The organism is Kitasatospora sp. NPDC056138 (genome assembly GCF_042264695.1).
Taxonomy (GTDB): domain Bacteria; phylum Actinomycetota; class Actinomycetes; order Streptomycetales; family Streptomycetaceae; genus Kitasatospora.
Genome location: NZ_JBHJVK010000014.1, coordinates 57,299 through 71,184 on the forward strand (window position 1 = coordinate 57,299; position 13,886 = coordinate 71,184).

Below are 13,886 nucleotides of genomic sequence, written 5' to 3' on the forward strand. Positions count from 1 at the left end.
TGTATAGGGGTGTCGCGCGCGGCGCGTCCCCGAAGGGCGGTGGCGGGCGGCGGAGGAAGTGGGGGTGACGGGGGCCCCGCCGGCGTGGCTGCGGCAGCAGGGCCCCCGTGTCCGGGTGAGGGGCGGCCGATGACGGCGGCCACCCCGTCCGGGGTCTCGGGGGAGTGGGGCTGGGGAGGGGCTCAGGAGAGCGGGGTCGGCCGTCCGGGCTGCTCCCCGCCGCGCTCCTTGATGTAGGTCTCGGTCGGCACCATCACCTTGCGGCGGAAGATGCAGACGACCGTGCCGTCCTGCTTGTAGCCCTTGGTCTCGACGTGGACGATGCCCCGGTCGTCCTTGGACTTGGACGGCCACTTGTCGAGGACGGTCGTCTCGCCGTAGATCGTGTCGCCGTGGAAGGTCGGCGCGACGTGGCGCAGCGACTCGATCTCCAGGTTGGCGATGGCCTTGCCGGAGACGTCCGGGACGGACATGCCGAGCAGCAGGGAGTAGATGTAGTTGCCCACCACGACGTTCTTGCCGAAGTCCGTCGTGTTCTCCGCATAGTTGGCGTCCATGTGGAGGGGGTGGTGGTTCATGGTGAGCAGGCAGAAGAGGTGGTCGTCGTACTCGGTGACCGTCTTGCCGGGCCAGTGCTTGTAGACCGCGCCGACCTCGAACTCCTCGTAGGTGCGTCCGAACTGCATTTCAGTGGTCTCCTCGGCTGGGTCAGGACTGCGGGGGCTCGAACTTCGAGGTGCGCTCGAACCCGGCGGCGCGGCCCTTGCCCGCGATGACCAGGGCCATCTTGCGGCTGGCCTCGTCGATCATCTCGTCGCCGAGCATCGCCGAGCCCTTGGCGCCGCCGGCCTCCGAGGTGCACCAGTCGTAGGCGTCCAGGATCAGCTCGGCGTGGTCGTAGTCCTCCTGGGAGGGGGAGAAGACCTCGTTGGCGATGGCGACCTGGTCCGGGTGCAGCACCCACTTGCCGTCGAAGCCCAGCGCGGCGGCGCGGCCGGCCACCTCGCGGTAGCCGTCGGGGTTGCGGATCTGCAGGAAGGGGCCGTCGATGGCCTGCAGGTCGTGGGTGCGGGCGGCCATCAGGATGCGCATCAGGATGTAGTGGTAGGCGTCCGCCGGGTAGCCGGGGGGCTGCTGGCCGACCACCAGGGTCTTCATGTTGATCGAGGCCATGAAGTCGGCCGGGCCGAAGATGATCGTCTCCAGGCGCGGCGAGGCGGCGGCGATCTCGTCGACGTTGACCAGGCCCTTGGCGTTCTCGATCTGCGCCTCGATGCCGATCCGGCCGACCTCGAAGCCCATCGTCTTCTCGATCTGGGTGAGCAGCAGGTCGAGCGCCCTGACCTGGGTGGCGTCCTGGACCTTGGGCAGCATGATGCAGTCCAGGTTCGGTCCGGCGCCCTCGACGACCGTGATCACGTCCCGGTAGGTCCAGTGGGTGGTCCAGTCGTTGACCCGCACGACGCGGGTCTTGCTGCCCCAGTCACCGTTGTTGAGGGCGTCCACGATGTTGTGGCGGGCGCTCTCCTTGACCAGCGGGGCGCAGGCGTCCTCCAGGTCGAGGAAGACCTGGTCGGCGGCGAGGCCCTGGGCCTTCTCCAGGAAGCGCGGGTTGCTCCCGGGCACGGCGAGGCAGGAACGGCGGGGCCGGAGGCGGTTGACGGTGCTCATGTGCGGGATTCGTTCCTTCCGGTCAGCTGGTCGCGGCCTGCTGCTCGATGCCGTGCAGCGTCGCGGCCCAAGGCTGGAGCCTGTTGGCCAGCCGGATCTCGTCCACGATCCGGCCGATGATGGTGGTGATGCCGAAGTCCTTCGGGGTGAAGACTGCCGCGACTCCCGCGGCCTTCAGGGCCTCGGCATCCGCTGCCGGGATGATGCCACCCACGACGACGGGCACATCCTCCACCCCTGCCCGGCGCAGCCGGTGCAGAACGTCGGGAACCAGTTCCGGGTGGGCGCCGGAGAGGATCGACAGGCCGACGCAGTGCACGTCCTCGGCGACGGCGGCGGAGACGATCTGTTCGGGCGTCAGACGGATGCCCTGGTAGACCACCTCGAAACCGGCGTCGCGGGCGCGGACGGCGATCTGCTCGGCGCCGTTGGAGTGGCCGTCGAGTCCGGGCTTGCCGACCAGCAGGCGCAGCTTGCCCGCGCCGAGCTCGGCGGCCGTGGCGGCCACTGCCTCGCGGACGCCGGCGAGTTCGCCGCCCGGCTCGGCCGCCACCGCGACCGGGGCGCCGCCGACCCCGGTGGGGGCGCGGTACTCGCCGAAGACCTCGCGCAGGGCGAAGGACCACTCGCCGGTGGTGACGCCCGCGCGGGCGCAGGCGAGGGTGGCGGGCATCAGGTTGGCGGTGGTGGCCGCGGTGGCCTTCAGCTCCTCCAGGGCGATCTGGACGGCGGCCTCGTCGCGCTGCTCGCGCCACTGCTTGAGGGCGGCCAGCACGGACTGCTCGGAGGCCGGGTCGACGACCATGATGGCGGTGTCCAGGTCGGCGGTGAGCGGGCTCTCCTCGGTGGTGTCGAAGCAGTTGACCCCGACGATCTTGTCCTCGCCGGACTCGATCCTGGCCCGCCGGGCGGCGTGCGAGGCCACCAGGTTGGACTTCAGGTAGCCGGACTCGACGGCCGGGATGATGCCCCGGTTGCCGTCCTCGGCACCCATCGCCAGCACCTTGGCGATCTCGGCCTCGGCGCCGGCGAGCAGTTCGGCGGTCTTGGCCTCGACCACCGCGGAGCCGTTGAACAGGTCGCCGTACTCCAGCAGGTCGGACTCGTAGGCGAGTACCTGCTGGATGCGCAGCGACCACTGCTGGTCCCAGGGCCGGGGCAGGCCCAACGCCTCGTTCCAGGCCGGGAGTTGGACGGCGCGGGCGCGGGCGTCCCTGGAGAGGGTGACGGCGAGCATCTCCAGCACGATGCGCTGGACGTTGTTCTCCGGCTGGGCCTCGGTCAGGCCGAGGGAGTTGACCTGGACGCCGTAGCGGAAGCGGCGCTGTTTGGCGTCCTCGATGCCGTAGCGCTCCCGGGTGACCTTCTCCCAGAGGGCCGCGAAGGCGCGCATCTTGCACATCTCCTCGACGAAGCGGACGCCCGCGTTGACGAAGAAGGAGATCCGGCCGACCACCTCGCCCATCCGCTCCGCCGGGACCTGGCCGGAGTCGCGGACGGCGTCCAGGACGGAGATCGCGGTGCACATGGCGTACGCGATCTCCTGGACGGGGGTGGCCCCCGCCTCCTGGAGGTGGTAGCTGCAGATGTTGATCGGGTTCCACTTGGGGATGTTGGCCACCGTGTACGCGATCATGTCGGTGATCAGGCGCACGGACGGGCCGGGCGGGAAGACGTGCGTCCCGCGCGAGAGGTACTCCTTGACGATGTCGTTCTGGGTGGTGCCGGTGAGCTTGGCGATGTCCGCGCCCTGCTCCTCGGCGACCACCTGGTAGAGCGCCAGCAGCCACATCGCGGTGGCGTTGATCGTCATCGAGGTGTTGGTCTGTTCCAGCGGGATGCCGTCGAACAGCGTGCGCATGTCGCCGACGTGGCCCACCGGCACGCCGACCCGGCCGACCTCGCCGCGTGCGAGCACGTGGTCGGAGTCGTACCCCGTCTGGGTCGGCAGGTCGAAGGCGACCGAGAGGCCGGTCTGGCCCTTGGCGAGGTTGCGGCGGTAGAGCGCGTTGGAGTCGTGGGCGGTGGAGTGGCCCGCGTAGGTGCGCATCAGCCAGGGGCGGTCGCGCTTCTGGCCGCTCATCAGATGTTCCTGAAGCGGTTGATCGCGTCGAGGTGGGTGGCCCGCAGCTCGTGGTCGCGCACGCCCAGGCCCTCCTCCGGGGCCAGGCAGAGCACGCCGACCTTGCCCTGGTGCTTGTTCTGGTGGACGTCGAGCGCGGCCTGCCCGGTCTGCTCCAGGGAGTAGACCTTGGACACCGTCGGGTGGATCTTCCCCTTGGCGACCAGGCGGTTGGCCTCCCACGCCTCGCGGTAGTTGGCGAAGTGCGAGCCGACGATCCGCTTGAGCGACATCCACAGGTAGCGGTTGTCGTACTGGTGCATGTAGCCGGAGGTGGAGGCGCAGGTGACGATGGTGCCGCCCTTGCGGGTCACGTAGACCGACGCGCCGAAGGTCTCCCGGCCGGGGTGCTCGAAGACGATGTCCACGTCCTCGCCGCCGGTCAGCTCGCGGATGCGGCCGCCGAACCGCTTCCACTCGCGCGGGTCCTGGTTGTGCTCGTCCTTCCAGAACCGGTAGCCCTCGGCGCTGCGGTCGATGATCGCCTCGGCGCCCATCGCCCGGCAGATCTCGGCCTTCTGCGGGCTGGAGACCACGCAGATCGGGGTGGCGCCGCCGGCCAGCGCGTACTGGGTGGCGTACGAGCCAAGGCCGCCGCTGGCTCCCCAGATCAGCACGTTGTCGCCCTGCTTCATGCCCGCGCCGTTGCCCGAGACCAGCTGGCGGTACGCGGTGGAGTTGACCAGGCCGGGGGAGGCGGCCTCCTCCCAGGTGAGGTGGGCGGGCTTGGGCATCAGCTGGTTGGTCTTCACCAGGGCCAGCTGGGCCAGGCCGCCGAAGTTGGTCTCGAAGCCCCAGATGCGCTGCTCCGGGTCCATCATCGTGTCGTTGTGGCCGTCGGAGCTCTCCAGCTCGACGGAGAGGCAGTGCGCCACCACCTCGTCGCCGGGCTTCCAGGCGTTGACCCCGGCGCCGGTGCGCAGCACCACGCCGGCGAGGTCGGAGCCGAGCACGTGGTACGGCAGGTCGTGGCGCTTGGTCAGCGGGGAGAGCTTCCCGTACCGCTCCAGGAAGCCGAAGGTGGAGACGGGCTCGAAGATCGAGCTCCAGACGGTGTTGTAGTTCACCGCGCTGGCCATCACGGCCACCAGGGCCTCGCCGGGGCCGAGTTCGGGCAGTGCCACCTCGTCGAGGTGGAGGGACTTGCGGGGGTCCTTGTCGCGGCTGTCGAGGCCCGCGAACATCTGCTCCTCGTCCTTGTGGAGCGTCACCGCTCGGTAGGACTCCGGCAGCTTGAGGGCGGCGAAGTCCGCCGAGGTGCTGTCGGAGTTGAGGATCGCGTCGAGGATTTCGTTCATGGCTGCCTCCGAAGGCGTACCTGTGTGAGGGCTGCACAGGGCGTCTGGGGGAGCCGGGAGCGGACACCGGCTTCGCTGTCGGTCTGAGGGGTGGGTGGTGCCTGCGACGGGTGGTGGTGTCGCACCGGACGGGGCGCGCCGAGGTGGGGAGCCGCGGCGCCGCGACTGGTGAGTAACAACGTAGTGGCACCCTGTGCCACTCGTAAAGACACTGGGTGTCATCAATTCGGGCGAGTGTCACGACCGTTCGAATGCCGCGAAACGGGCAGCGGGAAGGCCCGTCCCGCTGTTGCGGAACGGGCCTTGAAAACCCATCTGACCTGGGGAATCAGCTCATCGACGCACTGCTGAGAGCGGCCTTGATCCGGTCCACGACCAGGTCCAGTGGGGCGTTGGTGCGGGCCACTGTGATGAGGACCTCACCGCCCGGGCTGGCACTCAGTGCGCTCACTGCCGCCTCCTCGGGGGAGGGGAACGTGTCATCTGTGGCACCGGGTGCCACAGCAGTGCCGCGCCGTCGCATCCGGTGCGGCGCGGTCGCCCAGAACGTCCCCCGGATGACCTCGAAGGAGTGGTCGAGCTGCGCCTCCACGTCACCGTGGCCGCCCGCGCGCAGCCAGCGCCGCAGCACGTGGTTGTGCGCCGCCACCACGGCCGCCGCCGACACCTCGGCCAGCATCGAGTCGTCGTCCCCGCCGCGCTGCCAGCCGGGCGGGATCTCCTCGGCGGCGTCGAACCGCCCCAGCAGGTACCGGGTGAACAGCCGCTCGTACCGGGAGACCACCGCGATCTCCCGCTCGCGCAGCGCCGGCACCTGACGGATCAGCTGGTACCGGGCGACCGACACCCCGGGCGTGGAGGCGTACATCCGCAGCACCTCCTTGATGCCCCGGCAGACCACGTCCAGCGGATGCTCCTCGGGCTCGGCGCTGGCCAGCAGGTCGGCCACCCGGACCAGGGTGTCGTCGTGGTCCGGGAAGATCGCCTCCTCCTTCGACCGGAAGTACCGGAAGAAGGTCCGCCGGGCCACCCCGGCTTCGGCCGCGATCTGATCGACCGTCGTCTCCTCGTACCCCTGGGAGGCGAACAGCTCCATGGCGGCCGTGGCCAGATCCTGGCGCATCTGCTGCCGTTGGGCCGCCGCCCGCCGGTGGCCGGCGGACGAGACCACCGCCGACTGCGCTGCCGGCACCGGTACTGCCAGTGCCTCTTCGAGGGCCGACTGCTCCACGGATGACTGATCCCGATCCATGCCAGGAACGCTACACGTCCCGGCAGCCACGTCCGGGGCCTTCGGGCGGCGCACGGCCGCCACCGGCCCGGTCGCGATCGGCCGCGGCCAGCGGGCGGAGACCGCCCCGGGGTCCCAGACCGGCCGTACGGGCCCGTCGCCCCCGCTCGCGCGGGCGCCGCCCGGCCGCCCCCGGCCGGCTGCCGGATCCTGCGCCGGCAGGCCGTTCACCGGCGTGCGTGGTCGCGGAAACCGCGGCCGGTCTTGCGGCCCAGGCACCCGGCCGCCACCAGGTGCTCCAGCAGCGGTGCCGCCGCCAGACCCGGCTCGCGGAACTCCTGGTGCAGCACCTTCTCGATGGTCAGCGACACGTCGAGGCCCACCACGTCCAGCAGTTCGAACGGGCCCATCGGGTAGCCGCAGCCCAGCTTCATCGCGGTGTCGATGTCGTCCACCGTGGCGTAGTGCTCCTGGAGCATCCGCACCGCGTCGTTCAGGTACGGGAAGAGCAGCGCGTTGACGATGAAACCGGCCCGGTCCCCGCACTCCACCGCGTGCTTGCGCACCGCGGTGCACAGCCCCAGCACGGTCGCGGTGACATCCGCCGAGGTCAGCACCGTGGAGACCACCTCGACCAGCTTCATCGCCGGGGCCGGGTTGAAGAAGTGCATGCCGATCACGTCCTGCGGCCGCGAGGTGGCGGTCGCACAACTGATCACCGGCAGGCTGGAGGTGGTGGTGGCCAGCACCGCGCCCGGCTTGCAGATCTTGTCCAGGGTCGCGAACAGCTCGCGCTTGACCGCCAGGTCCTCGGCCACCGCCTCCACCACCAGGTCCACCTCGGCCAGTTCGGCGTACGAACCGGTCGGGGCCACCAGGGCGAGGGCCGCCTCGCGCTGCGCCTCGCTGAGCCGGCCCTTGGCCACCGAGCGCTCCAGCGACCTGGCCAGCTGCGCCTTGGCCCGGTCGGCCTTGTCCTGGCTGCGGGCGGCGAGCAGCACCCGGTAACCGGCCTTGGCGAAGACCTCGGCGATGCCGGTCGCCATGGTGCCCGAGCCGCAGACGCCGATGCTGCGCACCTCCCGGCCGGCCACCGCGGGCGCGGTGCCGGCGGCGGCCTCGGCGACCACCTTGGACGACCCCGGTGCCTCGTAGGTGTAGAAGCCGCGCCCCGACTTGCGGCCGAGCAGCCCGGCCGCGACCAGCTGGCCGAGGATCGGCGCGGGCGCGTGCAGCCGGTCCCTGGACTGCTCGTACATCGCCTCCAGGACGGTACGGGCGGTGTCCACGCCGATCAGGTCCAGCAGCGCCAGCGGGCCCATCGGCAGGCCGCAGCCGAGCCGCATCGCGGCGTCGATGTCCTCCCTGGTGGCGTACTTGGACTCGTACATCGCGGCGGCCTGGTTGAGGTAGGCGAAGAGCAGGCCGTTGACCACGAACCCGGCCCGGTCGCCCGCCGCCACCGGCTCCTTGCCCAGCTCCCGGGCGAACTCGGCGGCCTGCGCGGCGGTCTGCGGCGCGGTCAGGACGGTGCGGACCACCTCGACCAGCTTCATGCTGTGCACCGGGTTGAAGAAGTGCAGGCCGAGCACCCGCTCGGGGCGGGCGGTGGCGGCGGCGATCCGGGTGACCGAGAGCGCGGTGGTGCCGGTGGCCAGGACGGTCTCCGGCGGGCAGATCCGGTCCAGTTCGGCGAAGACCTCCCGCTTGAGCTCCAGCTGCTCGGGGACCTCCTCGATCACCAGGTCGGCGGCGGCCGCCGCGTCGAGCCGGTCGCCGACCTCGATCAGGGCGAGCAGCGCCGTCCGCTCCTCGGCGGTGAACCGCTCGCGCTGGACGGCGTGCGCGGTGGCCTCCTCGATCCGGGCCAGTGCCCGGGCGGCGGCGTCCGGACCGGCCTCGATGCCGATCACCCGGCGGCCGCTGCGGGCGACGGCCACGGCGATGCCGGCACCCATGGTGCCGAGGCCGACCACGGCGACGGTGGGGAAGGGACGCTCCATGGTCCTGACTCCTTGTCATGGGCCCCGCGTCGCGCTCCGGTGCTGCGCCGGGGCAGCGCTGTGCCACGGGCGGGCCGGAGGAGGGCGCGGCGGCGCGGGGGAGTGGTGATGACGGTTGCGGCACCGCGCGGCAGGGCCGGTCCGCTCCGGCCGTGCTGCGGGTGTGCCGTGGTGCTCAGGCGCGCTGGATGGAACGAGGCGACGCTGACGCTGAGAAGGTGGCCGTCGCCCGAGTCGGGCCGTGGCCGGGAAGCGGGCACCTGTGCCGGGCCCGTGGACCGCGCGATGGCGCGTCGGACGCCGGCCCCGCCGGTGCGGCTCCCGAAGCCCGGCGGTGGTGCGTGCGGTCACTGTAGCGAAGTTACCGCCGCGTAGGAAGAGTTGGGACGGGCCTTCGGGCATGACGAAGCCCCCGCGGCCCGCCCCTTGACAGGGGTGGGCCGCGGGGGCTCCGAGGACGGGAAGGTCAGTGCACCAGCACCGGGACGTCGTTCTCCTGCGCGGCGCCCTGCGACTCGGTGCTCGGGCGGCCGACGTTGATGAAGACGAAGGCGATCGCCCCGGACAGCACCAGGATGCCGAAGGACCACCAGATCGCGGTCGAGAAGCTGTGCACCATGCCCTCCAGCTTGCCCAGCGGCGTCTGGGCGAGGGCCTGGTGCGACTTGAACCACGCGGTACCGGCACTGGTCGCGATGGTGTTCAGCAGTGCGGTACCGATCGCGCCGCCGACCTGCTGCGAGGTGTTGACCATGGCGGAGGCGACACCCGCGTCCCGCGGCTCGACGCCGTAGGTGGCCAGGCTCATCGCCGGCATGAACGCGGTACCCATGCCGAGGCCCATCAGGACCAGGCCGGGCAGGATGTGCAGGTAGGAGCTGTCCACCTTGATCTGGGTGAGGATCAGCATGCCGAGCGAGGCGGTCAGGAAGCCGGGCACCATCAGCGAGCGCGGGGCGACCCTGGTCATCAGCCGGGCACCGATCTGGGTGGAACCGGTGATCATGCCCGCCACCATCGGCAGGAAGGCCAGGCCGGTGACGACCGGGCTGTAGCGCAGCACGACCTGCAGGTAGTAGGTCAGGAACAGGAACAGTCCGAACATGCCGATCACGGCCGAGCCCAGCGAGAGGTACACGCCGGCCCGGTTGCGGTTGGTGACCACCCGCAGCGGCAGCAGCGGGGCCTTGACCGAGCGCTCGACCAGGACGAAGGCGATCAGCAGCACCGCGGCGGCGGCGAACAGGCCGAGCGTGACGCCCGAGGTCCAGCCGTCCGACTCGGCCCGGGTGAAGCCGTAGACCAGGGAGACCAGGCCGGTGGTGACCAGCAGCACGCCGGGGATGTCGAGCCGGTTGCCGTTGCGGCCCTGGGCGGGCTCGCGGATCACCAGTACGGCACCGGCGATGGCGACCGCGGCGAACGGGATGTTGACGAAGAAGGTCCAGCGCCAGTTCAGGTACTCGGTGAGCAGGCCGCCGAGGATCAGGCCGATGGCACCGCCACCGCCGGCGATCGCGCCGAACACGCCGAAGGCCTTGGCGCGCTCCTTGGCCTCGGTGAACATCACCGCGAGCAGCGAGAGCGCGGCCGGGGCGAGCAGCGCGCCGAACACGCCCTGCAGGGCGCGGGCGCCGAGCAGCATGGCGGTGTTGGCGGCCGCACCGCCGAGCGCGGAGGCGAGCGCGAAGCCGGTCAGGCCGACTATGAAGGTGCGCCGGCGTCCCCACATGTCGGCGATCCGGCCGCCGAACAGCAGCAGGCCGCCGAAGGCGAGGGCGTAGGCCGTGACGACCCACTGGCGGTTGGCGTCCGAGAAGCCGAGGGCGTTCTGAGCGGACGGGAGGGCGATGTTCACGATGGTCGCGTCGAGCACGACCATCAGCTGGGCGAGGCCGATGAAGACCAGGGCCTTCCAGCGCCGCGGGTCCGGCTGGAGGACGGTTTCAGACATGGGGGTACCCACTTACGTACAAGAGCGTGCAGAAGTGCGGGGAGTCGGAGCGCAGATCGGATGCAGGTCAGTTGTGCGGCTTGAGGTCCTCCAGGGTCACGGCGCGGCCGTCCAGTACGGAACGGGCCGGGGCCTCCAGGCCGTCCAGGAAGAGCTGGAGATGGCGCTGGACGAAACCGTCCATGGCCAGGCATCCGCTGCCCGGCAGTGGACGGGTGAGTTGGGTGAGGACGACGACGAAGTCGCCGACGGCGACGTCGGGGCGGAGCCGGCCGTTGCGCTGGGCGCGCGCCACCAGTTCGGTGACCGTCCGCTCCAGGCGCAGGCGGCTGGCCGCCAGTTCGGGGTCGTCCTGGTCGATGTGGTCGGAGAGCAGGGGGCACAGGGCACCGATCCGCTCGCGGGCGGCCGCCAGGGCGAAGCGGCGGACCGCCTCGAAGGTGTCCGCCTCCTCGGCCATCGCGGCCTCGGCGTGCTCGACGACGTTGGTGAGCACCGAGAGCGTCACGTGGTGGATCAGCTCGCGCCGGTCCGGGAAGTTGCGGTACAGCGTCGCGTTCCCCACCCCGGCGCGGCGCGCGATCTCGTCCAGCGGCACGTCCGCGCCGTGCTCGACGAACGCCTCGCGGGCGGCGGTGATGATCCGTGCCCGGTTGCGGGAGGCGTCGGCCCTGAGCCGGGGTTCGGCCGGCCTGGCGGCGGTGACGGTCATGGTCGAGGGCTCCCTTCGAGGTGAGTCCGGCGTGCAGGTGTGCTTCCGGGGAATGTGTCCCCGGATCGTGCGGACAGAGGAGTAAACGGGGAGTTCATCCCCGGATATTTCGGAATCGAAGGTGACCCGTGTCACAGACTTCGGGATTCACTGGCGTCGGAATTCGCTCGGCGCGGCCTTCGGCCCCCTTCGCCGCAGACGAGGCCCAGAGTGACCACTCTCCGCGACACCGGCGCCCGGTTCAACCGAATTTCCCGCGGGCGGCGGGACGCCTCGGCCGGCTGTCCGGGACCTCCATGGTCGCAGACGCGCCCCGGTGGCCGGGCCGGGCCGCCGGATCGGCCGGACGGGTGACGGATCCGCCCGGTTCGGCCCCCGGCGGGATGCGGGAACGGCAGCATGGAGGTATGAGCACCACACAGCCCCGCGCCGAACGCGCCGCCCGGGCCCGGTTGGCCGCCGCCAGACTCGCCGACGAGGCCATCGACGGCGTGGTGCTCGGCTGGGTGGACAACGCCGGGATCAGCCGGGTCAAGGCCGTCCCGGTGCGCCAGCTGGCGCACGCCGCCGAGTGGGGCGTCGGAGCCGCGCCGTGCTTCGACGTGTTCCTGCTGGACGACTCGATGACCAGCAGCCCGTTCACCACCGGACCCGAGGGCGACCTGCGGCTGGTCCCCGACCTGGCCCGGCTCTCCCGGCTGGCCGCCCAGCCCGGCTGGGCCTGGGCGCCCGCCGACCGCTACACCCAGGACGGCACCCCGCACCCCGGCTGCCAGCGGCGGTTCGCCCGGCGGATGGTGGACGCCCTGGAGCGGCGCGGCCTCGCGCTGCGCGCCGGATTCGAGGTCGAGTGGGTGGTCACCGACGCCGACGGCCGGCCCGCCGGCGACGGCCCGGCGTACGGGATGAACCGGCTGATCGACCTCTCCGACTACCTCAGGGACGTGCTGCGGGCCCTGACCGCACAGGAGTTGACGGTACTGCAGATCCACCCCGAGTACGCCCCGGGCCAGTTCGAGGTCTCGGTTGCCGCCGAGGGCCCGATCGAGGCCGCCGACACCGCGCTGCTGGTGCGGCACACCGTGCGCGCCGTCTCGCACCGGTACGGGTTGCGCGCCTCGTTCGCGCCCGCCGTCACGCCGGACGGCGTCGGCAACGGCGGCCACCTGCACCTGAGCCTGTGGCGCGGCGAACAGAACCTCGGCCACGGCGGCTCGGGCCCGTACGGCCTGCACCACGACGCGGAGACCTTCCTCGCCGGGGTGCTGGCCGAACTCCCCGCCCTGCTGGCCCTCGGCGCGCCCAGCGTCGCCAGCTACCTGCGGCTGCAACCCTCCCGCTGGTCGGGGCCGTTCCGCTGCTGGGGCCTGGAGAACCGGGAGGCCGCACTGCGGCTGATCACCGGCTCCACCGGTGCGCAGGCCAACGCCGAGATCAAGTGCTTCGACGCGGCCGCCAATCCCTACCTGGTGGTCGGCGCGGTGCTGGCCGCCGGGCTCGCCGGGCTGGACGCCGGCCGGTCGCTGCCGCCCGAGGTGCACGGCGACCCGGCCGGGGTGCCCGGCGTCGAACGCCTGCCCGCCGACCTCGCGGTGGCGGTGGACGCGTACGAGAAGTCCGTCCTGCTGCGCGAGGCGCTCGGCGCCCAGCTGCACGCGGCGGTGCTCGCCGTCCGCCGGGCGGAGATCGAACTCCTCGGCAGCCTGGGCGCGGAGGAGCTGATCGCGGCGACCCGCTGGCGGTACTGACCGTGGACCTGGTCGACCAGCACTGCCACAGCGTGGTCCTCGCCGACCTGGCGCCGGAGCGGTTCGCCGCCCTGCTCACCGAGTCCGACCGCCCGCCCGCCGCCGGGACCACCCCCTTCGACAGCGCGCTCGGCCTGGCCGTCCGCCGCTGGTGCCCGCCGGTGCTCGGGCTGGCCGTCCACGCCCCGGCCGCCGACTACCTGGCCCGGCGGCGGGAGCTGGGCCCGGCCGAGGCCACCGCGCGGCTGCTGGCGGCGGCCGCGCTCGACACCTGCCTGGTCGACACCGGGCTGACCGCCGCCGCAGGGTACACCCTGCTCCCGCTCACCGAACTGGCCGCCGCCACCGGCGCGGAGGTCCGCGAGGTGGTCCGGCTGGAGAGCGTCGCCGAACGGGTCACCGCCACCGCGGCGGGCTGGTCCCGGGCCCTGCGGTCGGCGCTGGAGACCGCCTGTGCCGGGGCCGTGGCGGTGAAGTCCGTGCTGGCCTACCGGCACGGGCTGGCGGTGCCGCCGGCCCCGCCCGGGGAGGCCGAGGTGGTCCGTGCCGCCGGTGCCTGGCTGAGCGGCCCCCGGACCAGGCTGACCGACCCGGTCCTGCTCACCCGGCTGCTGTGGACCGCCGTCGACGTCTGCGCCCCGCTGGGCCTGCCGATCCAGCTGCACACCGGCTTCGGCGACCCAGACCTGCGGCTGCACCGGGCCGACCCGGCGCTGCTGGTCGACTTCGTCCGCGCCGCCGAGCCCAGCGGCGTCCCGCTGGTCCTGCTGCACGGCTACCCGTACCACCGGCAGGCCGCCTGGCTGGCCGCCTCCTTCCCGCAGGTGTACGCGGACATCGGCCTCACCGTCTCGTACACCGGCGCCCGGGCGGCCCAGGTGATCGGCGAGGTGCTCGAACTCGCCCCGTTCGGCAAGGTGTTGTTCTCCACCGACGCGTACGGTCTGCCCGAACTGTTCCTGGTCGGCGCCGCCCAGTACCGGCACAGTCTCGGGCGGCTGCTCGCCGACTGGCGGGCGGACGGCGCCTGCTCGGCGGCCGACGGGCTGCGGATCGAGCGACTGGTCTCGGCCGACAACGCCCGCCGCCTGTACCGCCTCTGAGCTCCCTTGACCACCTGATGACGGTTGGTTTCAACTGGCTTTAA

10 protein-coding genes are annotated in these 13,886 nt (G+C 71.9%); 2 read left to right on the plus strand and 8 right to left on the minus strand.

Annotated elements, in window-relative coordinates:
• Positions 1-182: 182 nt before the first annotated feature.
• The 8 genes from ACFC1R_RS12310 to ACFC1R_RS12345 form a co-directional block, all read right to left on the minus strand.
• Positions 183-686 (minus strand): MaoC family dehydratase, encoded by a 504-nt coding sequence (locus tag ACFC1R_RS12310; RefSeq protein WP_375936881.1) that lies wholly within the window; start codon positions 684-686, stop codon positions 183-185.
• Between the two features lie 22 nt (positions 687-708).
• Complete coding sequence (locus tag ACFC1R_RS12315; protein WP_375936884.1) at positions 709-1,671, minus strand: HpcH/HpaI aldolase/citrate lyase family protein; 963 nt, start codon at positions 1,669-1,671, stop codon at positions 709-711.
• Positions 1,672-1,693: 22 nt separating this feature from the next.
• The gene (locus tag ACFC1R_RS12320) at positions 1,694-3,754 is read right to left on the minus strand and encodes a protein meaA (protein WP_375936887.1); all 2,061 of its coding nucleotides are present in this window, start codon (positions 3,752-3,754) and stop codon (positions 1,694-1,696) included.
• Positions 3,754-5,091, minus strand: coding sequence for a crotonyl-CoA carboxylase/reductase (gene ccrA, locus ACFC1R_RS12325; RefSeq protein WP_375936890.1), 1,338 nt, complete (start codon positions 5,089-5,091; stop codon positions 3,754-3,756). The genes ACFC1R_RS12320 and ccrA overlap by 1 nt, the downstream gene beginning before the upstream one ends.
• Before the next feature lie 328 nt (positions 5,092-5,419).
• Positions 5,420-6,343 carry a TetR family transcriptional regulator gene (locus ACFC1R_RS12330; protein ID WP_375936892.1) on the minus strand — a complete coding sequence of 308 codons (924 nt, stop codon included), beginning with the start codon at positions 6,341-6,343 and terminating at the stop codon, positions 5,420-5,422.
• A 206-nt stretch (positions 6,344-6,549) separates the two neighbouring features.
• Positions 6,550-8,325 carry a 3-hydroxyacyl-CoA dehydrogenase family protein gene (locus ACFC1R_RS12335; RefSeq protein ID WP_375936895.1) on the minus strand — a complete coding sequence of 592 codons (1,776 nt, stop codon included), beginning with the start codon at positions 8,323-8,325 and terminating at the stop codon, positions 6,550-6,552.
• A 466-nt stretch (positions 8,326-8,791) separates the two neighbouring features.
• A complete protein-coding gene (locus tag ACFC1R_RS12340; RefSeq protein WP_375936898.1) occupies positions 8,792-10,279 on the minus strand; it encodes an MFS transporter in 1,488 nt (495 codons plus the stop codon).
• 67 nt (positions 10,280-10,346) lie between these two features.
• Positions 10,347-10,991 (minus strand): TetR/AcrR family transcriptional regulator, encoded by a 645-nt coding sequence (locus ACFC1R_RS12345; protein WP_375936901.1) that lies wholly within the window; start codon positions 10,989-10,991, stop codon positions 10,347-10,349.
• A gap of 407 nt (positions 10,992-11,398) precedes the next feature.
• Here ACFC1R_RS12345 and ACFC1R_RS12350 point away from each other — a divergent pair, with 407 nt between their 5' ends.
• Both ACFC1R_RS12350 and ACFC1R_RS12355 read left to right on the plus strand, forming a co-directional pair.
• Positions 11,399-12,739 (plus strand): glutamine synthetase, encoded by a 1,341-nt coding sequence (locus ACFC1R_RS12350; protein WP_375936904.1) that lies wholly within the window; start codon positions 11,399-11,401, stop codon positions 12,737-12,739.
• Positions 12,740-12,741: 2 nt separating this feature from the next.
• The gene (locus ACFC1R_RS12355) at positions 12,742-13,842 is read left to right on the plus strand and encodes an amidohydrolase family protein (RefSeq protein ID WP_375936907.1); all 1,101 of its coding nucleotides are present in this window, start codon (positions 12,742-12,744) and stop codon (positions 13,840-13,842) included.
• Positions 13,843-13,886 lie beyond the last annotated feature (44 nt).